General features: G+C 36.6%; 11 protein-coding genes, 4 tRNA genes and 3 rRNA genes. 8 read left to right on the forward strand and 10 right to left on the reverse strand.

Annotated features, from left to right (window positions below):
* Positions 1-143: 143 nt before the first annotated feature.
* The 3 genes from IHE43_RS11105 to IHE43_RS11115 are packed head-to-tail and all read right to left on the reverse strand — an operon-like array spanning position 144 to position 4,144.
* Positions 144-2,651: a TonB-dependent receptor plug domain-containing protein gene (locus tag IHE43_RS11105; protein ID WP_225585467.1), complete on the reverse strand. Its 2,508-nt coding sequence runs from the start codon at positions 2,649-2,651 to the stop codon at positions 144-146.
* Positions 2,652-2,678: 27 nt separating this feature from the next.
* Positions 2,679-3,578: a FecR family protein gene (locus IHE43_RS11110; RefSeq protein ID WP_192187990.1), complete on the reverse strand. Its 900-nt coding sequence runs from the start codon at positions 3,576-3,578 to the stop codon at positions 2,679-2,681.
* A 50-nt stretch (positions 3,579-3,628) separates the two neighbouring features.
* A complete protein-coding gene (locus IHE43_RS11115) occupies positions 3,629-4,144 on the reverse strand; it encodes an RNA polymerase sigma factor (RefSeq protein ID WP_192187991.1) in 516 nt (171 codons plus the stop codon).
* A gap of 197 nt (positions 4,145-4,341) precedes the next feature.
* Between IHE43_RS11115 and IHE43_RS11120 the strand changes: the two genes are divergently transcribed.
* The 8 genes from IHE43_RS11120 (at position 4,342) to IHE43_RS11155 (ending at position 11,713) form a co-directional block, all read left to right on the forward strand.
* Complete coding sequence (locus IHE43_RS11120) at positions 4,342-5,361, forward strand: hypothetical protein (protein ID WP_192187992.1); 1,020 nt, start codon at positions 4,342-4,344, stop codon at positions 5,359-5,361.
* Positions 5,362-6,230: 869 nt separating this feature from the next.
* A 16S ribosomal RNA gene (locus IHE43_RS11125) occupies positions 6,231-7,744 on the forward strand.
* A gap of 124 nt (positions 7,745-7,868) precedes the next feature.
* Positions 7,869-7,942 (forward strand) — tRNA-Ile (locus IHE43_RS11130).
* A 92-nt stretch (positions 7,943-8,034) separates the two neighbouring features.
* Positions 8,035-8,108: transfer RNA gene (locus IHE43_RS11135), tRNA-Ala, on the forward strand.
* A gap of 192 nt (positions 8,109-8,300) precedes the next feature.
* A 23S ribosomal RNA gene (locus IHE43_RS11140) occupies positions 8,301-11,184 on the forward strand.
* 181 nt (positions 11,185-11,365) lie between these two features.
* Positions 11,366-11,475: ribosomal RNA gene (rrf, locus tag IHE43_RS11145) — 5S ribosomal RNA — on the forward strand.
* The 16S, 23S and 5S rRNA genes sit together here with 4 tRNA genes alongside, the layout of an rRNA operon.
* Before the next feature lie 68 nt (positions 11,476-11,543).
* Positions 11,544-11,616: transfer RNA gene (locus IHE43_RS11150), tRNA-Phe, on the forward strand.
* A gap of 11 nt (positions 11,617-11,627) precedes the next feature.
* Positions 11,628-11,713, forward strand: a tRNA-Leu gene (locus tag IHE43_RS11155).
* A gap of 351 nt (positions 11,714-12,064) precedes the next feature.
* On the opposite strand, the gene IHE43_RS11160 is transcribed toward IHE43_RS11155, so the two are convergent.
* The 7 genes from IHE43_RS11160 to IHE43_RS11185 all read right to left on the reverse strand — a co-directional run bounded on the left by IHE43_RS11160 (position 12,065) and on the right by IHE43_RS11185 (position 18,817).
* Positions 12,065-13,564 carry a hypothetical protein gene (locus IHE43_RS11160; RefSeq protein WP_192187993.1) on the reverse strand — a complete coding sequence of 500 codons (1,500 nt, stop codon included), beginning with the start codon at positions 13,562-13,564 and terminating at the stop codon, positions 12,065-12,067.
* A 58-nt stretch (positions 13,565-13,622) separates the two neighbouring features.
* Positions 13,623-13,961 carry a T9SS type A sorting domain-containing protein gene (locus IHE43_RS23565; RefSeq protein ID WP_225585468.1) on the reverse strand — a complete coding sequence of 113 codons (339 nt, stop codon included), beginning with the start codon at positions 13,959-13,961 and terminating at the stop codon, positions 13,623-13,625.
* The gene (locus tag IHE43_RS11165) at positions 13,919-15,439 is read right to left on the reverse strand and encodes a secretion protein (protein WP_225585469.1); all 1,521 of its coding nucleotides are present in this window, start codon (positions 15,437-15,439) and stop codon (positions 13,919-13,921) included. The genes IHE43_RS23565 and IHE43_RS11165 overlap by 43 nt, the downstream gene beginning before the upstream one ends.
* A 699-nt stretch (positions 15,440-16,138) precedes the next feature.
* Positions 16,139-16,543 carry a response regulator gene (locus IHE43_RS11170; RefSeq protein ID WP_192187994.1) on the reverse strand — a complete coding sequence of 135 codons (405 nt, stop codon included), beginning with the start codon at positions 16,541-16,543 and terminating at the stop codon, positions 16,139-16,141.
* Positions 16,537-17,994 carry a PAS domain-containing sensor histidine kinase gene (locus IHE43_RS11175; protein WP_192187995.1) on the reverse strand — a complete coding sequence of 486 codons (1,458 nt, stop codon included), beginning with the start codon at positions 17,992-17,994 and terminating at the stop codon, positions 16,537-16,539. The genes IHE43_RS11170 and IHE43_RS11175 overlap by 7 nt, the downstream gene beginning before the upstream one ends.
* Positions 17,979-18,446 carry a PAS domain-containing protein gene (locus IHE43_RS11180; protein WP_370526743.1) on the reverse strand — a complete coding sequence of 156 codons (468 nt, stop codon included), beginning with the start codon at positions 18,444-18,446 and terminating at the stop codon, positions 17,979-17,981. The genes IHE43_RS11175 and IHE43_RS11180 overlap by 16 nt, the downstream gene beginning before the upstream one ends.
* Positions 18,443-18,817, reverse strand: coding sequence for a PAS domain S-box protein (locus tag IHE43_RS11185; protein ID WP_192187997.1), 375 nt, complete (start codon positions 18,815-18,817; stop codon positions 18,443-18,445). Before IHE43_RS11185 ends, IHE43_RS11180 begins: the two co-directional genes overlap by 4 nt.
* Between the last annotated feature and the right edge of the window lie 56 nt (positions 18,818-18,873).

Consider the following 18,873-nt stretch of genomic DNA (forward strand, 5'->3'; position numbering starts at 1 on the left):
TAGGGGCGTCATGTTTTATTCTTTTGATAGGATTCAATAGCAAAACAGCCTTAACGCAGATTACCCTACCAAAGAATTGTTATTTTTATGAAAAAAAATAAAAAAGGGGAATGGGATTTTCTATAAATCCTGTATAAATAGCTTTAGAGAGAAATTCTAAAACTCACATTTGGAGTTCTTTGCAATGCAAATGTCTCAACTTCTTCTATAGAATTTGTGAAAGAACTTATTCTGTAATATTCGCTGATTTCATTTTTCCTGTTTAGGATATTTAAGATAGATACACCTAATTTGTATTGAATTCCATTTGCGGTTTCCCACTTATAAGTAGAGGAAATATTTACCTGTGAAAAAATGTGCAAATTGATATTGTTTGGTTTATTGTAGACCAGTACAGGATCTGAAGGATCTATTTGAGAACTGTTGAGTGAGGTTTTTGGTCTGCCTGAAGACCATTTTGTTCCTAAAGCAATTTTAAAATTGTTTTTCTCATAAATTCCTGCCCACGATACAGTATGCATTAATTGAAAATTGTTAGGAAAACTTGAGTGTTCATAATTAGAAAAATGATAATTATTATGGTTATAAGTATAACTTAACCAAGTCAAAAAATGATTCATTTTTTTCTGAATCAACATTTCTGTTCCCCAAACTTCATAATCGCCAGTTGTTCGAATAAATTCTAATTGGTTCTGAAAACCTTGACTTGAGGTTGTAATTCCGTTTACTTTTTTATAAAAATTTTCTATATCTAAAAGCCAGTCATTCTTTTTGTAGAATAAATTCAGGGATAGTTGTTTACTTTTTTGAATAGGAATTGTTGAGTCATTTGAGATAATCCAGCGTCTTTTTTCAATACCAAAATAATCTTTTTGCAAATCAATGATTTGTTGTGAATTTTGACTTTTTAGTTCGCCAAGCAGTTCTATATTTAAATTTTTATTGATACCATAACTAAACTGCATTCGGGGTTCTACACTATATTTTTTAAATTTCTCAATATAATTAATTCGGGTTCCGGCTTTAAAATATATTCTGGAAAGTGTGTCATTGTATTTTCCTTCAAAAATTAAGGCGTGGGTTCTCAGTACATCTTTAACTTTGCGATAAAAATCCGGATTAGTAACCTGCTCTAAATTAGTGATACCCATTTCATTATATTGATACCCATCATTAAAACTAAATTTGGAGCTAATCGTATGGTTGTTTTCTAAATTAATCCCATTATTGTTAACGGTGTTTTCCTGAATGACGATTTGATTTGCATTGGTTGTTTTTTGGTCGGCTAAAAGTTCATAAGAGGAGTTGTAAACATTAATTTTGGTGGTATTGAAGTTGTTCCAGTTTCTTTTCCACAATAAACTTCCACCATAATTTTGTTGGCGCAAAACATTGTTTTCCGATCTGTTCATGTCATATACAGTTGCACTTTGAAAAACATCCAGATTATCTTTAATCGTAATTAAATCTAATACTATTTGATCCTTACTTCCAATTTTTTGGGCATATTTAAATGTAGCATCATAGAAATCAAATTTTTTGTCACTTCGATAATTGACATTTTGTTTTTCTGAAAAATCAGTTATCGTAGTGTTTTGAAATACTTTATTAAAATATTCTTTATACGTAGGTGTTTCTACAAAATCAGTAATCGATTTACGTGCTGAAATTTCGATATAGCTTTTTTTCGAAAGATTGTATTTCGCATAAATATCAGCATTAATCATATTTATTCCTGCACTGAAAGCATTTTTTTCAGCTATTTCAGGAGTAGAAGAAATAGCTACTACACTCGATACACTTTCACCAAAAAATGCAGAGCTCCCATTTTTATAAATAGAAATGGTATGTGCCAAATTAGGATTAAAGACCGATATTAAACCAAAGAAATGTCCTGTTTGAAACATTCGTATCCCGTTCCATAAAAACAAATTCTGATCGTGCGTACCTCCACGTACATTAATGCTCGATACACTTTCATCAATACTGTTTACGCCCGGTATTTGCTGCATTGTTTGCAAAGCATCGGGTTCTATAAGTCCCGGAAGAATACCAAATTTCTTGGGTTTAATTTCAAATGAGCCATCTTTGTTTTTTGAAATTCCTGAAGCCAGAATAGCATTGGTTTTAATTTCTTGAAGTTCTGTGATTTCAGGTTCTAATACTATTTTAATGCAATTTTTAGAGTCAGGAATATCCCTGACAATTCTCTTGGATATGAATCCAACATGACTAATCAAAAATAGAGTTGCATCGTCTTGTTTGCACTCAAAATAACCATTTGAATCCGTTGTAATCTGAGTTTTGTCAGATAAACTAATATTTGCGTTTTCAATAGGTTTTTTATCAAAACTAGAAAAAATATAGCCACAAATCATTTTAGATTCAGTATCTTTTTTATAAATATTAATGAATTTGTTTCCTATATTTTCAAAAGATAAATTGGTGTTTTTTGCCAGATATTGAAGTTTCTGATCTAAAGAAAAAGATTTTTTTGGAGGCCTTAATTGTAGTGTGGCAATATTATCTTCAGTATAATTAAAACTAACCTGATGCTGCTTTTCAATATCAATTATGATTTTTTTAAAAGGCATAGTTTTTCCTTTGTCCTGAGCAAAAAGATTCAGGGCAAGGAAAAATATAAAAAACAAAAAATGAAATTGTTTGGGGAGCAACATTTATTTTTCGTCAAAAATTATTTTATTTTCTGAGACTTTTTTAGCCTCTAAATGATAGGTTGTGCTAATAATTTGCAAGGCTATATCCAGGTTTTTAGCAGGTAATTTTCCTGTAAATAAGGAAGTTGTATCTTTTGTGTTTAATTCGATCTTAATATTGTATTGTCTTTCGACTTCGTCTAACAGGGTTCTGATGTTTTCTTTATAAAAACATATTTGATTTTCCGTCCATTCCGGCTTTAATGAACGTATTTCCATTTTAGTTTGTTTTCCGTTTTCAAAACTAACGCCTTGTCCGTGAGTCAACAGAATTTGAGTATTGGCATAATTTACCTTCACACGTCCTTCATAACACACCACATCAAACCTGTTTTTTCGGTTTTTAACGTTAAACTGAGTTCCTAAAACCGAAACTTTTCCAAGATTGGTTTGTACTTCAAATCGTCTGCCTTTGGCTACCCTGAAATAAGCTTCTCCTTTTAGTTCAAGATGTCTGTTGTTGTTCCAGTTCCATTTTTTATAGTTTATTTCAGAACCTGAATTTAATACCACTTCAGAATGATCAGGTAATGAAAAAGTTGTTTTCTCTCCATAATTTGCTGTTTCGGTTTGAGGTACAAAAAATTTCAGCGCAAAGGTGATTCCAAGAGCCAGAACAAATATGGCTGCAGCTCTAAATATCCATTTTTTATACAACGGAATCACTTTAGGAGTTGCTTTTTTCTGGCTCAGAATATTCGACAACATAGCGTTTTCATCCAAATCACCTACTTCTAAATGATCGGTATAATTTTTTATTTTTTGGTATTTTTCAAAATCGGGGCTTGCTTTAAATTCAGCTAATTCATCTTCTGACAAATCATTATTGAGCCATTTTGCTAGTAAGCGATTTTTTTTCATTGTACTGGTGTTATATCATTAAACAGTTGGAACTAAATTTACCCTACTTTTTATAAATCAATTTCTTTACGCAAGCTTAACAAAGCCAAATGAATGCGTTTTTCGACTGCCTTCACGCTAATGTTTAACTCTAAGGCAATTTCGCTGTATTTCTTTCCGTCAATGCGATGCATCAAAAAGGCAATACGTTGTTTTTCATTTAAGCTTTCAATAGCTTTTAAAAGTTTGGACTGAAATTGTTTTTCCTCTAAAATATATTCGGGATTTTCATTTGTTTTGTCTAAACCGGTAAAGTTTTTTTCATATCTCAAAACCACTTTTTGATGCGCAATTTGATTGAGACTGCTGTTGTTTGCAATCGTATAAATATATGATTTTGCTTTCTCCAGTGGTACCGAAGCACAGTTTTGCCAAAGTTTTACAAATGCTTCCTGTGCCAAATCTTCTGCCTGGTCTATGTTGCCAAATTTGTAGAAAAGAAAATTTCGAAGTGCTTTTATGTGACTTTTAAAAAAAGACGAAAAAATTATTTCATCACAAGTGTTTGATTGGTTTTTATTTGGCATTGTGGTTTCAATTTGTACGTGACAAAAGTATTTGTTTTTAATGTAAGTAGGGTAAATGCAAAGCTGATTGTTTTATAGAAGAATAAAATGCTATTGGCTTTTGATAATTTAGTATTGAATAGGAGGCTGATATCCTTGATGTTAATTTATTAAAAACCAGTTTCTTTAAATTTTATTATCTTTGTAAAAATATAATTATGTTCCTTTTGAAAAAATATTTATCGATATTAGCCTTGTTACTCTTATTGTCTTGTCAAAGTGACATGGATGAGCAAAAGAACGATGGACAGGGGACAATTACAAATATTTCTCCTCTAACCACTTATATGCAAAGGGTTGCGATGGTTTCTACTGTGCAGGATAATATAATAGACGGGTCGACGTATTGCACTATAAAACTCCCTTATACCGTTACTGTTAATAATACTCAGTTTGCAATTAACACTACTGCCGATTATCAAAAAGTATTGGATAATATCAATTCAAGTGTTTATGATGATGATATTGTAAAAATAGATTTTCCTGTAACCATGTTGTATTATAATTACATTGAAAAAAATATTCCCAATCAAGCTGATTTTGATTCTTTAATTGATTATTGGAATCTTTACCCTGATCTTTTATCTAAAATCAACGGACTAAACATTAATTATCCTATAACAATCAATATATATAATAGCTTAAATCAAATAGCAAGCTCTGTATCTATTATAAGTGACCAGGCGTTTTTCAACTTTATAAAAAATTTAAATAGCAGTCAGTATATTTCATTGCAATATCCGATTTCTATAGTTAATTACCATAATCAGACAAAATCAATTACAAACAATTCAGATTTTGAAAACGCTATTAAATATGCTATTGATTATTGCCCTGAAAACAATCTTGTATCACTTGATTTTGAAGCAACAATAACAAATGGTTCCTGGATAATACCTTATTTCTTTAATGACTCAGAAAAAACTGCCTCTTACAGCGGGTATTCATTTGTTTTTAAAAGTGACAAATCAGTAGTTGCTACCAAAGGTATGATCTCAGAAACAGGTCAATGGGAATGCAGTATGCTAAATGGTGTGAAGGAATTAAAACTAAATTTCAGTACAGAATTACTTGGTAAATTGAATTATAACTGGAAATTGTTTGAGTTTAATAATTCGCAAATAAGATTACGCGATGTAAATAATAGTACCGATTATCTTTATTTTGAAAAAAAATAAGTTTTGATAGCGGACCTGTCCACTAAATTAAAGTATATATAATATAAAAGAATAGAAAAGATCATATTAATTTCTATTCTTTATTTGAAGTCATTTTGATAGTAGAATACACTTCTGTATTTATGGTATTTTTCAAAACAGACAATAGTAATTTCATAAATTTTTCTGCCTGCAGTTTCACTGACCGCAATAAAGACATCATAATTTTTTATTGGGGTAAAACAATAAGATGCATTTATACTTAAGCTTCTTTTAAATTGCTTGGCGCAGATAATAAAAAAGAAAGTTCAGTTCGTACTAAATAAATCGCCAAAAAAAATGTGTAAACCTGACGGATCACTTGATTTTTAAAAACTTTTTTGGAGGAATCTAATATATACTATTTAAATTTTTTGATTCTTTTATGAATTTAAATAAGTTTTTAGGATTATAAAGTAAAAAATTGTCCGAATGTCTATATATGTAGGTTCATATAAAACTATATATAATAGTAAGGAACTCATAAAAACCATCATTTTTGAAGGATGTGTTTTTTAACAATATATCATAAGTAGGAAAATACTTTAATATGGTAGAAAATAATTCAGACTTAAATGTAATGTTATCAGAAAGTTAAGGAATTTTTAAAAAAAAGAGGTAAAAAACTTTTCAAAAAGCCTTGCAGATCTCGATAAAGGGTGTACTTTTGCACCCGCTTTGAGAGACAAGCGAAACAAGATTGAAACACGTTCGTAGACATATTGAATTGACAGCCGTCTCGTTTTACAACGAGACAAAAGAATAAGAGTAATGGAATCGAGAGATTCGAGAGGAACCGATAGAGAATTGTCGCATAATAATTAGCTTTAAGAGATTAGAGCAAACAATATACGATGAAGAGTTTGATCCTGGCTCAGGATGAACGCTAGCGGCAGGCTTAACACATGCAAGTCGAGGGGTATTTATCTTCGGATAGAGAGACCGGCGCACGGGTGCGTAACGCGTATGCAATCTACCTTTTACAGAGGGATAGCCCAGAGAAATTTGGATTAATACCTCATAGTATAGCTGAATCGCATGATTCTACTATTAAAGTCACAACGGTAAAAGATGAGCATGCGTCCCATTAGCTAGTTGGTAAGGTAACGGCTTACCAAGGCTACGATGGGTAGGGGTCCTGAGAGGGAGATCCCCCACACTGGTACTGAGACACGGACCAGACTCCTACGGGAGGCAGCAGTGAGGAATATTGGACAATGGGCGCAAGCCTGATCCAGCCATGCCGCGTGCAGGATGACGGTCCTATGGATTGTAAACTGCTTTTATACGAGAAGAAACACTGCTTCGTGAAGCAGCTTGACGGTATCGTAAGAATAAGGATCGGCTAACTCCGTGCCAGCAGCCGCGGTAATACGGAGGATCCAAGCGTTATCCGGAATCATTGGGTTTAAAGGGTCCGTAGGCGGTTTAATAAGTCAGTGGTGAAAGCCCATCGCTCAACGGTGGAACGGCCATTGATACTGTTAAACTTGAATTATTAGGAAGTAACTAGAATATGTAGTGTAGCGGTGAAATGCTTAGAGATTACATGGAATACCAATTGCGAAGGCAGGTTACTACTAATGGATTGACGCTGATGGACGAAAGCGTGGGTAGCGAACAGGATTAGATACCCTGGTAGTCCACGCCGTAAACGATGGATACTAGCTGTTGGGAGCAATCTCAGTGGCTAAGCGAAAGTGATAAGTATCCCACCTGGGGAGTACGTTCGCAAGAATGAAACTCAAAGGAATTGACGGGGGCCCGCACAAGCGGTGGAGCATGTGGTTTAATTCGATGATACGCGAGGAACCTTACCAAGGCTTAAATGTAGATTGACCGGTTTGGAAACAGATCTTTCGCAAGACAATTTACAAGGTGCTGCATGGTTGTCGTCAGCTCGTGCCGTGAGGTGTCAGGTTAAGTCCTATAACGAGCGCAACCCCTGTTGTTAGTTGCCAGCGAGTCATGTCGGGAACTCTAACAAGACTGCCAGTGCAAACTGTGAGGAAGGTGGGGATGACGTCAAATCATCACGGCCCTTACGCCTTGGGCTACACACGTGCTACAATGGCCGGTACAGAGAGCAGCCACTGGGCGACCAGGAGCGAATCTATAAAACCGGTCACAGTTCGGATCGGAGTCTGCAACTCGACTCCGTGAAGCTGGAATCGCTAGTAATCGGATATCAGCCATGATCCGGTGAATACGTTCCCGGGCCTTGTACACACCGCCCGTCAAGCCATGGAAGCTGGGGGTGCCTGAAGTCGGTGACCGCAAGGAGCTGCCTAGGGTAAAACTGGTAACTAGGGCTAAGTCGTAACAAGGTAGCCGTACCGGAAGGTGCGGCTGGAACACCTCCTTTCTAGAGCCCCAATTGTTAGTGCTTGCACACGATGGGGAAAAAAGATGATTATCTATTGAATTCTGAAAATTAAGATTCAATTACTCTTGCTGTTAGTTCAAATAATAAATTTTAAGAATAAGAGTGTCTCGTAGCTCAGCTGGTTAGAGTACTACACTGATAATGTAGGGGTCGACAGTTCGAGTCTGTCCGAGACAACTATTTTAGTCTTAAAAAAAAGGAAATTTTAGAGGTTGAGTAACCGTTTTAAGTACTGTTAACTGAAAACTGTTAACTGACAACTAAAAAATGGGGGATTAGCTCAGCTGGCTAGAGCGCCTGCCTTGCACGCAGGAGGTCAACGGTTCGACTCCGTTATTCTCCACGATTTTAGTCCTAAAGTCTAAAGTTATAAAGTCCAAAGTGATTCACTTGACGACTTTCGACTTTTGACCTTCGACTAAATAAAGTTCATTGACATATTGAGATAAGAAAATAATAAAAAGTAGAAAGCGTTTTTTACAATTTATTGTAGAAAACAAAAAAAAAACGGTCGTAATTTATTTTATGATTGGTACAATAAGCAAAATAAGGGCGTATGGGGGATGCCTAGGCTCTCAGAGGCGATGAAAGGCGTGATAAGCTGCGAAAAGCTACGGGGACGGGCACACACCGATTGATCCGTAGATACCTGAATGGGGCAACCCACTATGTTGAAGACATAGTACACCGATAGGTGGGCAAACCCGCTGAACTGAAACATCTAAGTAGGCGGAGGAGAAGAAAACAAAAGTGATTCCGTAAGTAGTGGCGAGCGAACGCGGATTAGCCCAAACCAGTGTTGTTACGGCAATGCTGGGGTTGTAGGACCACGACATTTTATGCACAAGGAACCGGAAGTTACTGGAAAGTGACACCAAAGAGGGTGATAGTCCCGTATGGGTAACAAGTGTAATAGATAGTGGTATCCTGAGTAGGGCGGGGCACGTGAAACCCTGTCTGAATTTGGCGGGACCATCCGCTAAGGCTAAATACTCCTGAGAGACCGATAGTGAACCAGTACCGTGAGGGAAAGGTGAAAAGAACCGTGAATAACGGAGTGAAATAGATCCTGAAACCATACGCTTACAAGCGGTCGGAGCCCTTTCGTGGGGTGACGGCGTGCCTTTTGCATAATGAGCCTACGAGTTAACGTTGCTGGCAAGGTTAAGTGGTTAAGCCACGGATCCGTAGCGAAAGCGAGTCTGAATAGGGCGCTTTAGTCAGTAGTGTTAGACGCGAAACCGTGTGATCTACCCATGGGCAGGATGAAGCTGTGGTAACACACAGTGGAGGTCCGAACCGGTTGACGTTGAAAAGTCTTCGGATGACCTGTGGGTAGGGGTGAAAGGCCAATCAAACTCGGAAATAGCTCGTACTCCCCGAAATGCATTTAGGTGCAGCGCTGAATTAAGTTATATAGAGGTAGAGCTACTGATTGGATGCGGGGGCTTCACCGCCTACCAATTCCTGACAAACTCCGAATGCTATATAATGTTTCTCAGCAGTGAGGGCTTGGGTGCTAAGGTCCAAGTCCGAGAGGGAAAGAACCCAGACCATCAGCTAAGGTCCCCAAATATACGCTAAGTTGAAAGAACGAGGTTTGTCTGCCCAGACAGCTAGGATGTTGGCTTGGAAGCAGCCATTCATTTAAAGAGTGCGTAACAGCTCACTAGTCGAGCGGACGAGCATGGATAATAATCGGGCATAAGCGTATTACCGAAGCTATGGATTTACAGGTAACTGTAAGTGGTAGGGGAGCATTCTAACAGGGTTGAAGGTGTATCGTAAGGTATGCTGGACTGGTTAGAAAAGAAAATGTAGGCATAAGTAACGATAATGCGGGCGAGAAACCCGCACACCGAAAAACTAAGGTTTCCACAGCTATGCTAATCAGCTGTGGGTTAGTCTGGTCCTAAGGCGAACCCGAAAGGGACAGTCGATGGCTAACGGGTTAATATTCCCGTACTACTAATTACTGTGATGGGGTGACGGAGTGATGAAAGCGCCGCGAACTGACGGAATAGTTCGTTGAAGTACCTACCTATAAGATGCGCAGGCAAATCCACGCGTCTTGGGGAAATACGATAGTACTCGGAGTCTTCGGACAAAGAGATAGTGCGCCTAAGGGCTTCCAAGAAAAACCTCTAAACTTCAGGTAATTAGTACCAGTACCGTAAACCGACACAGGTAGTTGAGGAGAGAATCCTAAGGTGCTCGAGAGATTCATGGCTAAGGAATTAGGCAAAATAGACCCGTAACTTCGGGAGAAGGGTCGCCCTGTAGCAATACAGGGCCGCAGTGAAGAGGTCCAGGCGACTGTTTATCAAAAACACAGGGCTCTGCAAAATCGTAAGATGAAGTATAGGGCCTGACACCTGCCCGGTGCTGGAAGGTTAAGAGGAGATGTTATCTTCGGAGAAGCATTGAATTGAAGCCCCAGTAAACGGCGGCCGTAACTATAACGGTCCTAAGGTAGCGAAATTCCTTGTCGGGTAAGTTCCGACCTGCACGAATGGTGTAACGATCTGGACACTGTCTCAGCCATGAGCTCGGTGAAATTGTAGTAACGGTGAAGATGCCGTTTACCCGCAGTGGGACGAAAAGACCCTGTGCACCTTTACTATAGCTTAGTATTGACCTTGGATAAATGATGTGTAGGATAGGTTGGAGACTGTGAAGTGGCGTCGCCAGGCGTTGTGGAGTCATTGTTGAAATACAACCCTTTGTTTATCTGAGGCCTAACCCCGTTTTGCGGGGGACATTGCTTGGTGGGTAGTTTGACTGGGGTGGTCGCCTCCAAAAGAGTAACGGAGGCTTCTAAAGGTTCCCTCAGTACGCTTGGTAACCGTGCGTAGAGTGCAATGGCATAAGGGAGCTTGACTGAGAGACATACAGGTCGATCAGGTACGAAAGTAGAGCATAGTGATCCGGTGGTTCCGCATGGAAGGGCCATCGCTCAAAGGATAAAAGGTACGCCGGGGATAACAGGCTGATCTCCCCCAAGAGCTCATATCGACGGGGGGGTTTGGCACCTCGATGTCGGCTCGTCACATCCTGGGGCTGGAGAAGGTCCCAAGGGTTGGGCTGTTCGCCCATTAAAGTGGCACGCGAGCTGGGTTCAGAACGTCGTGAGACAGTTCGGTCTCTATCTACTGTGGGCGTTAGAAATTTGAGTGGATCTGATTCTAGTACGAGAGGACCGAATTGGACAAACCTCTAGTGTATCTGTTGTCCCGCCAGGGGCACCGCAGAGTAGCTACGTTTGGAAGGGATAAGCGCTGAAAGCATATAAGCGCGAAACCCACCACAAGATGAGATTTCTTTTAAGGATCGTGGAAGATGACCACGTTGATAGGCTATAGATGTAAAGGCAGTAATGTCATAGTCGAGTAGTACTAATAATCCGTAAGCTTATGTACACCCTTTTCTCTCCCGTCCAAAAGACGGGGGAGAAGAAACTTTCTAATAAATAAAAAACTTTCTTTATCTCAGTATGTTAAGATATTTGCTCGACGCAGAGCAGTCTTTAAGTCGAAAGATTAAAGTCCAAAGTCGAAAGACTTTACAACTTTATGACTTTGGACTTTAGACTAACAACCTTAAGGTGGTTATTGCGGCGGGGCTCACCTCTTCCCATCCCGAACAGAGTAGTTAAGCCCGCCTGCGCAGATGGTACTGCAGTTATGTGGGAGAGTATGTCGTCGCCTTTCTTTTGAAAACCCTGTTCGCAAGAACGGGTTTTTTTATTCTTTATTTGTATAATTTATATAAATATCAAGGTACCTTAGCTCAGATGGTAGAGCAATGGACTGAAAATCCATGTGTCCCTGGTTCGATCCCTGGAGGTACCACATAATATAATGCTCGGATGGTGAAATTGGTAGACACGCTGGACTTAAAATCCAGTGAACAGCAATGTTCGTGCGGGTTCAAGTCCCGCTCTGAGTACAAGAAAAACCTCTTATTCTTATAAGGGGTTTTTTGTTTTTAAATCGGTTTTAATTAAGAAATAACTATACTCCATTAAATGGTAAGTCCTTTTTAAACTTTTTGATGTTTACAAGAAGAGTGCCTTATCTTTTTGTTGCAAATTAGAAAGCAACTTCATTAACAAGAGGCACTTTTAAATGAAATACCCGCCAAATATTTGCGTATAAGGCGGGTGTCCATAATAAACATAATCTTCCATTTTATGTTTACTGCAAAATCTTTTAATATAATAAGAATCCGGTGAATTATATTTTTATGATGATAATCTGTTATAAATATATAAGTGAAATGGAGATATTTTTTTTCTAATTATTTAACAGTTATATTCATATTTGGGACAACAATATCGCCATTTCCTCCTGAGTAACGCTGTGCAAATACCTCAATATAATCATTGGTAGTTAATTCAGTTGAAGCATTTAACGGAAGGACTACAATGTCTTGTGCGGCCGAGCCTCTACCATAAATTTTATACTGGGATATAGTAGTTCCATTTTTAGCAATATAAATTATATAAATGCCCGTCGCTGGAACCTGAAAAGAAATAGAACCTGTAACTTGAAAAATTCTTTTCTTTTTTCCAAGATATTTCAGACGGTAAGGAACAGCATCTGTAGAAAAGCGAAATAAATTTGATGCTGTCGAGACTGTAGTTCCGGTTCCGACTCTTACAATATTACTGGGATTTAAATTGTTTGTAAAAGAAACACCAATGCCAGTACCTACAGCGTAGTCAATAGCTAAATCTCCTACAGCATTTGCATCTGTCTCATTAGGAATTCCTGCAGCCCTAACTGACCAGCTGTTGTTAAAATTATACCCTGTGTAAGTTCCTGTAGTGTAAGGTTTAACATAATTAGCAGGAGTCGCTCCGGTAAAAACAACAGATTCTAAAACAGCATCGCCACTAATTGTAAGCCCCGCTGTAGATACATCCACACCAAAGGCACCAGTGCCAACATTAGAGAAACCTCCTTGTTTTTCTATCAGATTAAAAGTTCCTGTAAATTTCTCATAGGTACCTCCATTATTGCTAAACCATGCCTGGTTACTCAAGAGTAATTGCCCTATATTAGTATAAGTAATACCATTTGTATTTCCTGAAAAATTAACGATACTCAAAAAAACTAATCCATAACCAGATATAGTTCCAACACTTGTTGCATTTGCAATTATAGTATCTCTAAGCAAAAAGGTCGAGGTCGATGACGCAGCATTTAAATTAAAGACAGTTGCACCTGGTGTTGTAATAGTAAGGTTTCTAATGCTGCCGCCTGTAGTACCATCGAAAAGAATGCCTGATGTTTTCACTATAATATCTTCATTAGCATCCAAACCGTCCAGATAGGCGTTATTTAAATCTATAGGGAAATTAAATACGATCTGGCCATTAATTTCATACAATGTATTGGCAGTTAAAACATATTTGGCGCCTCCTCCAGCTGCTAATTCTGTAGCAAGAACAACAGCCAGGTTGTCGCCGGCTCTAATACGCTTGAAATTTAATCTTGGAGGGGTTCCGCCGCTTAGAATTGCCCAGGACGAAGTAGTGGAATTATAATAGTAAAATGATTTAACATCAGTATCATAAACAAGCAATGCATCAGCAGGAGATGCAATTGCGTTTCTCTGTATTGTGGTCATTCTCGGTGCCAGTATACCTTGAGTAGTAGAAGAAATATCTAAAACAGAACTTGCGTTTGGTGTAACAGTACCAATACCAATTTGTGCATGCATCAGAAATGTTGAAAAGAATAAAAACAGCAATAGTGTAGGTCTAATGTTTTGCAAAGTAAATGTAGTTATCATAATTTCGTATTAAGATTTTTTAAAATAGTATGTAAGAGTTTTGTTTTTTTAATTGTCGCTAGCTGCCAGAATTTGAAATAATGATTTTTTGAGTGATTTTTGCATTATCGGCAGTTAAGAATGTCGCGATGTATACGCCATAACTCAATCCTGAAGTTGAAAAACTAAAGTTTTGCTCAGCACCTAAATTATTTTTTGAAATCACAGCTCTTCCAAGAATATCATAAAGTACAAATGATTGCATAATCTTATTATTTGGATTCGTTGCTTTTAAAACCTGGTTTTTATTGTCCTGGCCAATAAAAAAAACACTTTTCATAGTATTATTTGTTCCAAGTGTTCCATTAGTAAAACTTATTTTAAAACGTTCTGTGTAGGTTCCGGGAGCAACTGCCACCTCGTATTTGCCATTTTTAATGTCATGGTAGGACATATCAAATGAATCATATAAATAAATAGGCTGCGATTTATCAAAATCTGAAATTTCAGAAATGTAAATTTAAAGTTTGTATTGGTAGTCACTTTTACTGACAGCGGAATTTTTTTATTTAAATCGAAAGTAACGCCTTGAATTACATAATTTCCATTTTCGATCCAGAAAGAAACATCGTTAGGTAGGCTTTCATCCATATTCCTGGCATCAATCCCTCTGTCTACGGCATCCGTAGCTGTTGGAACAAAGGCCAAAGCGAGCTGTCTTGTAAACTCATTATTTATTATGGTATTTAGCTTAAAATAAAGGACAGGAGAAGGAGGAGGGAGAGGGCCATCTTCAAAGCCTGTAGTATTATTTGTTTTGGAGCTTAAATTTTTGGACGGTTTTTCAAATTGTGATAAAGTATTGTCTTCTCTATAAAATATCCGATGAGAATTTCTAAATGTTACTGTTCCATTTGAAGTTCCGTTTATTACGAATCCCTGACCAATTGGAAGATATTTTCGGGCTATAACCGGACTTGTTCCCGCTGGTGGATTATTATTGACGGTACCATCGCTGTTGTAAGATCTAAATGTCGCTGCTGTATAAATACCATTTGATCCCAGGTCAATTGGAGAGTACGCAGCATATCCTCCTCTGTAAGCAGAGAGGTAATGAGAGTTTACATTTTTGTCCTGCTGCCAAAAATAAGCAATACCGGTTGCAGCAGTATTTGTTGGATCCAGAAGAAAAGCATTTAAATGTAATGCAGACGGGTAGGGATTTCCTGTTAACGTTGCCGCATTATTAGAACCAACGGTAACCGTAATATTTCCATCATTAGGCTTTCCTCTAAAATCATATCTTTGTGCGCTTCCGGGATTGTTTACCATGCCAGTTCCTTCCGGGTTTGTACTATCAGTACCACTGGTTCCTTTCATTGTAAATCCTTCACCAGGAGCAATCATAGTGGAGGTTCCAACTTGTACCCACTGCGAATAATTATTGGCATTGGTTAATTTATAAATCCAATGTGACGCTATCGCCAATGGATTTGCAATGCCATTGTAACTCCCTATAGGGAGTATAGTTGCACCAGCAGAAGCGATTGCATCTGTAGGCTGATATAATAAAGTAATTCCAAAATTATTGTTGCCTGTAGATACGGCCGTATTACCAACAGGAGAGCACCAATAATTATAATCAAAATTATCTGAGCTACCTTCCTGGTAAAGAGATAAAACTCCTGTTCCGGTATTTCCAGACGTACCAGTTGTTCCCTGAAGCAACTGAGAATTGTTTCTTAAATAAAGAATAGAGTTGGAGGCTAAATTTATATTCTGCCCGACATACAACACCTCGTTCTTAACATAGATTGGTGTGCTGGCTCCCACATATATTTGAGAAAAACTTTGAAAAGAAAATAAAACAGATAGCAATAGTAAAGTTTTTTTCATATTTCTTTTGGTTTTAATTATTATAGTCAGATTGTTTTGAATTTAAAGTGTACGTTTATTTCTTTTTGAAAATGGTATAGCTCCCAAATACAATAGCTGCTGTAAATAGTACAAAAAGCATTGAGTTGATAGGTGCTGCGACTGGATCGTCGGGTAGACCAGGAGGAGGGGGATTTGATGATTTGGCTATTATTGAAATAAGAAAAATTAAATAGAAAACTAGTTTTTTCATTATTGGGGATAGCAGTTAGTTAAACGATAAAAAGATCTGGTAGATTGGGTAAGGGATTGTTTTTTAATAGCTTGTGTACAAATTAAGAGGAATGTCTCTTAATTTAAAAGGGAGAAGTAATAACTGACAGCTATGGGGTATAACTGTTTGTCACAAGGAACTGATTATGATATAATTATATGCGGTGCCATGCCATTAGTATAGCTGAAGTTGAAAAAAATGAAAATCTAAAATGATTACTTAATTCGACACATAATCATTTATATAATGGAATTTAAAGCAACTGAAGTATCAAAATCCTGCTAAATTTGATACAGATGGAGTTTTTGAGAGTAAAAAGCGGGGTCTGTGAAGGATGTTGACTAGGGTTTAAAAAACGATTCAAATAAAATTCTAAAAGTCAATACAAATTGCCCACATAATGGTGAAATATAAATCCTGATAATTTGGTTTAATTTTAATTAGTCCTAAATAATTCGATCAAGAAATTCTTTGGTAATCGGTTTAACCTGAAATGAAACTACATTCTTATTACTGCTTGATCGTGCAATATCTTCATTGTCGATTGTTGATGATATAATATAAGTCTTACAATAATTTTTTAAAGTAGATGATAATAAATCATATGCTTCGAGAAATTCAAATCCGGACATTAAGGGCATGTAAATATCCACAAATATTATCTGAGGTAACTTAGAAACATTCTCCTGATTCTCCTGTAAATATTTTATGGCCTCTTCTGCCTCGGTATAATGTAATACATTTTTCCCAAAATTATTTTTAGTGATCATACGTGATATAATATATAAATCAACCAGATTATCATCAATAATCATAACGGTTTCAAATTTTGGGTCTAGTTCTTTTAACATGGTTTCAAATTTTTTAGTGTGATAGTAAATGTGGTTCCAGCCCCTTTTTCTGACTGCACTTTTATAGAACCCTGTAATATTTCTATTGTATCTTTTACAATATATAAACCGATGCCTGAGCCATCTTTGCCTGAAAGTCTAAAAAACATATCATATATTTTTTTATGATATTCCGGTGCAATTCCGATTCCGTTATCTGCTATGGTCAAATGTAGACTTTCATGATCTGAATAACCAAATATTTTTATATACCTGTTTGATTCTTCCTTCTTATGGTATTTTATTGCATTTGAAATAAGATTTTCTAAGACTGTATTAAAGCGAAGTCTGTCTGTATAAAAAGGCTGCTGTTCCCTGACTTCAATTTCATAACGAATTCCTTTAGCTTCTTTCATGCTTTGTAGCGAATCAACTATCCCATGGAATATTTCATTAAGTGAAATCTTTTCCACTTCAAGTCCTGTACGGTTGTTTCGTGAGTAACTTAAAATATTTTTAATAAAGTCATCCAAACGATTAATACTACTGCGTATTAATTCAGCATGTTTAAGAGTATCGCTTTCCTGACTTTCTGTTTCAATAAAGGAAAGAAGACCAAGAATGGAAGTTAGGGGAGAACGTAAATCGTGAGATACACTGTATACAAATCGATCCAGTTCTGAATTGGTTTTGATGAGTTCTTTATTTCTTTTTTCCAGATTTGTTTCTGCTTTTTTACGATCGGAGATGTCATTCGAAAGAATTAACCTCGCCGGGATCCCCTCATACATAATATCATGTGCAATAATTTCAACTTGAACAATAGTTCCATCCTTCTTCAAATGATTCCATATTCCCCTGTTATAATTTGATTTATTAATTTTTGAAGTATCACTCGATTTTATGAAATGACTTTTATCATCATCTGGACGTATGTCCAAAGCAGTCATAGAAAGAAATTCTTCACGGCTATATCCATATTGCAAAATAGCCATTTTATTTACATCGAGAAATTTAAAAGTTTCTAAAGTGATAATCCACATTGGCATTGGGTTATTGTCAAAAAGATACCTATATTTTTTTTCGCTTTTCCGCAACTCTTTTTGTGCCAATTTAATTTCGGTAATATCAGCGAGGACAATAACCGCTCCTGTTATCTGACCTTCTGTATTGTGAAACGGAACAGGGTATGGCAAGACATTCCGCTTATCTCCATTGGGGCGTTCGATAATGATTTCCCTTCTAAGGATTGGATCACCATTTTTTAATGCTGTAGCCATCGAACATAAATTGAGAGTTGAATGACTATTTTTATTATTGGTAACATCCCATGATTCGTACCATACATCTTTTCCTAATTCAGGCTCTTTTCCCCATAAAGCAACTGCAGCCTTATTATAGAGTACTATTCGTCCTTCTATATCGCACGAGTAGGTGGCAACAGGTAATTTATGAATTAAATCCTTATACATTTTTTCTCTTTCTTCGATTTTTTTCGGGATAAAACCTGCTCCGTTACGTCATTTGCGAAGAAAAGGATACCATCAATATTATTATTAGCATCCCTATGTGCCTGATAAATGAAATTTAAATAAGCATCCACTAATTTTCCATTTCCATAACGATCAAGTTTTATCAACATTTCATTAGCTGAAAAGGTTTCTCCTGTTCTATAAACAGTATCTAAAATTTCAAAAATCCCTTGTGTTTCTAGTTCCGGTAGAACTTCTTTTACTGTCTTACCAATAATATCTCTTTTATCTATTAATTGTAGATAAAGTTCATTTGCCAATTCATAGACATGATCAGGTCCTTTTAAAATACCCATACAGGAAGGTGCTTGCGAATATAAATTATAGAACCGTAGTCTCTCAATCTCAAAAGCTTTTTCTATGCTTTTTTTCTCAGTAATATCCCGGCCTATACAATAGCATAATTTTTTACATCATCCCATACAGCTGACCATTGTAAATAAATGATATTCCCGTTTTTGTGTATGAACTTTTTTTCAAATATAGGTACGTGCGAACCGTTACTAAAATCAAAATCTTCATTTATCGGATTACTAACATCTTCATGACATATTAAATCGTTGTATTTTTTGCCGATTAATTCTTCAAGCTGGTAGCCTAAAATGCGTTCTGAAGCTTTGTTTACCCAAACAAACTTTCCTTCTTCATCACAAGAGCAAATCAGATCCATTGAAAAATCTAAGATTTTACCAAGGTCAATTAACGGTTCCTGAAAATAATTAGTGATACTATTATTTTTATGTTTTGCCTTTTTGGTTTTCATTATATTATTTCTATTCGTTGAAGTATTGATTGAAATTAGCTTAAAATAGCAGATTG

It is taken from the genome of Flavobacterium sp. MDT1-60 (assembly GCF_014844035.1).
Classification (GTDB): domain Bacteria; phylum Bacteroidota; class Bacteroidia; order Flavobacteriales; family Flavobacteriaceae; genus Flavobacterium.

Excerpts from the sequence above, each read along its gene's own strand:
- IHE43_RS11160 (WP_192187993.1), bottom strand. The coding sequence starts at position 13,564 with ATGATAACTACATTTACTTTGCAAAACATTAGACCTACACTATTGCTG.
- IHE43_RS11165 (WP_225585469.1), bottom strand. The coding sequence starts at position 15,439 with ATGAAAAAAACTTTACTATTGCTATCTGTTTTATTTTCTTTTCAAAGT.
- IHE43_RS11175 (WP_192187995.1), bottom strand. The coding sequence starts at position 17,994 with ATGTATAAGGATTTAATTCATAAATTACCTGTTGCCACCTACTCGTGC.
- IHE43_RS11185 (WP_192187997.1), bottom strand. The coding sequence starts at position 18,817 with ATGAAAACCAAAAAGGCAAAACATAAAAATAATAGTATCACTAATTAT.
- IHE43_RS11170 (WP_192187994.1), bottom strand. The coding sequence starts at position 16,543 with ATGTTAAAAGAACTAGACCCAAAATTTGAAACCGTTATGATTATTGAT.
- IHE43_RS11115 (WP_192187991.1), bottom strand. The coding sequence starts at position 4,144 with ATGCCAAATAAAAACCAATCAAACACTTGTGATGAAATAATTTTTTCG.
- IHE43_RS11120 (WP_192187992.1), top strand. The coding sequence starts at position 4,342 with ATGTTCCTTTTGAAAAAATATTTATCGATATTAGCCTTGTTACTCTTA.
- IHE43_RS11110 (WP_192187990.1), bottom strand. The coding sequence starts at position 3,578 with ATGAAAAAAAATCGCTTACTAGCAAAATGGCTCAATAATGATTTGTCA.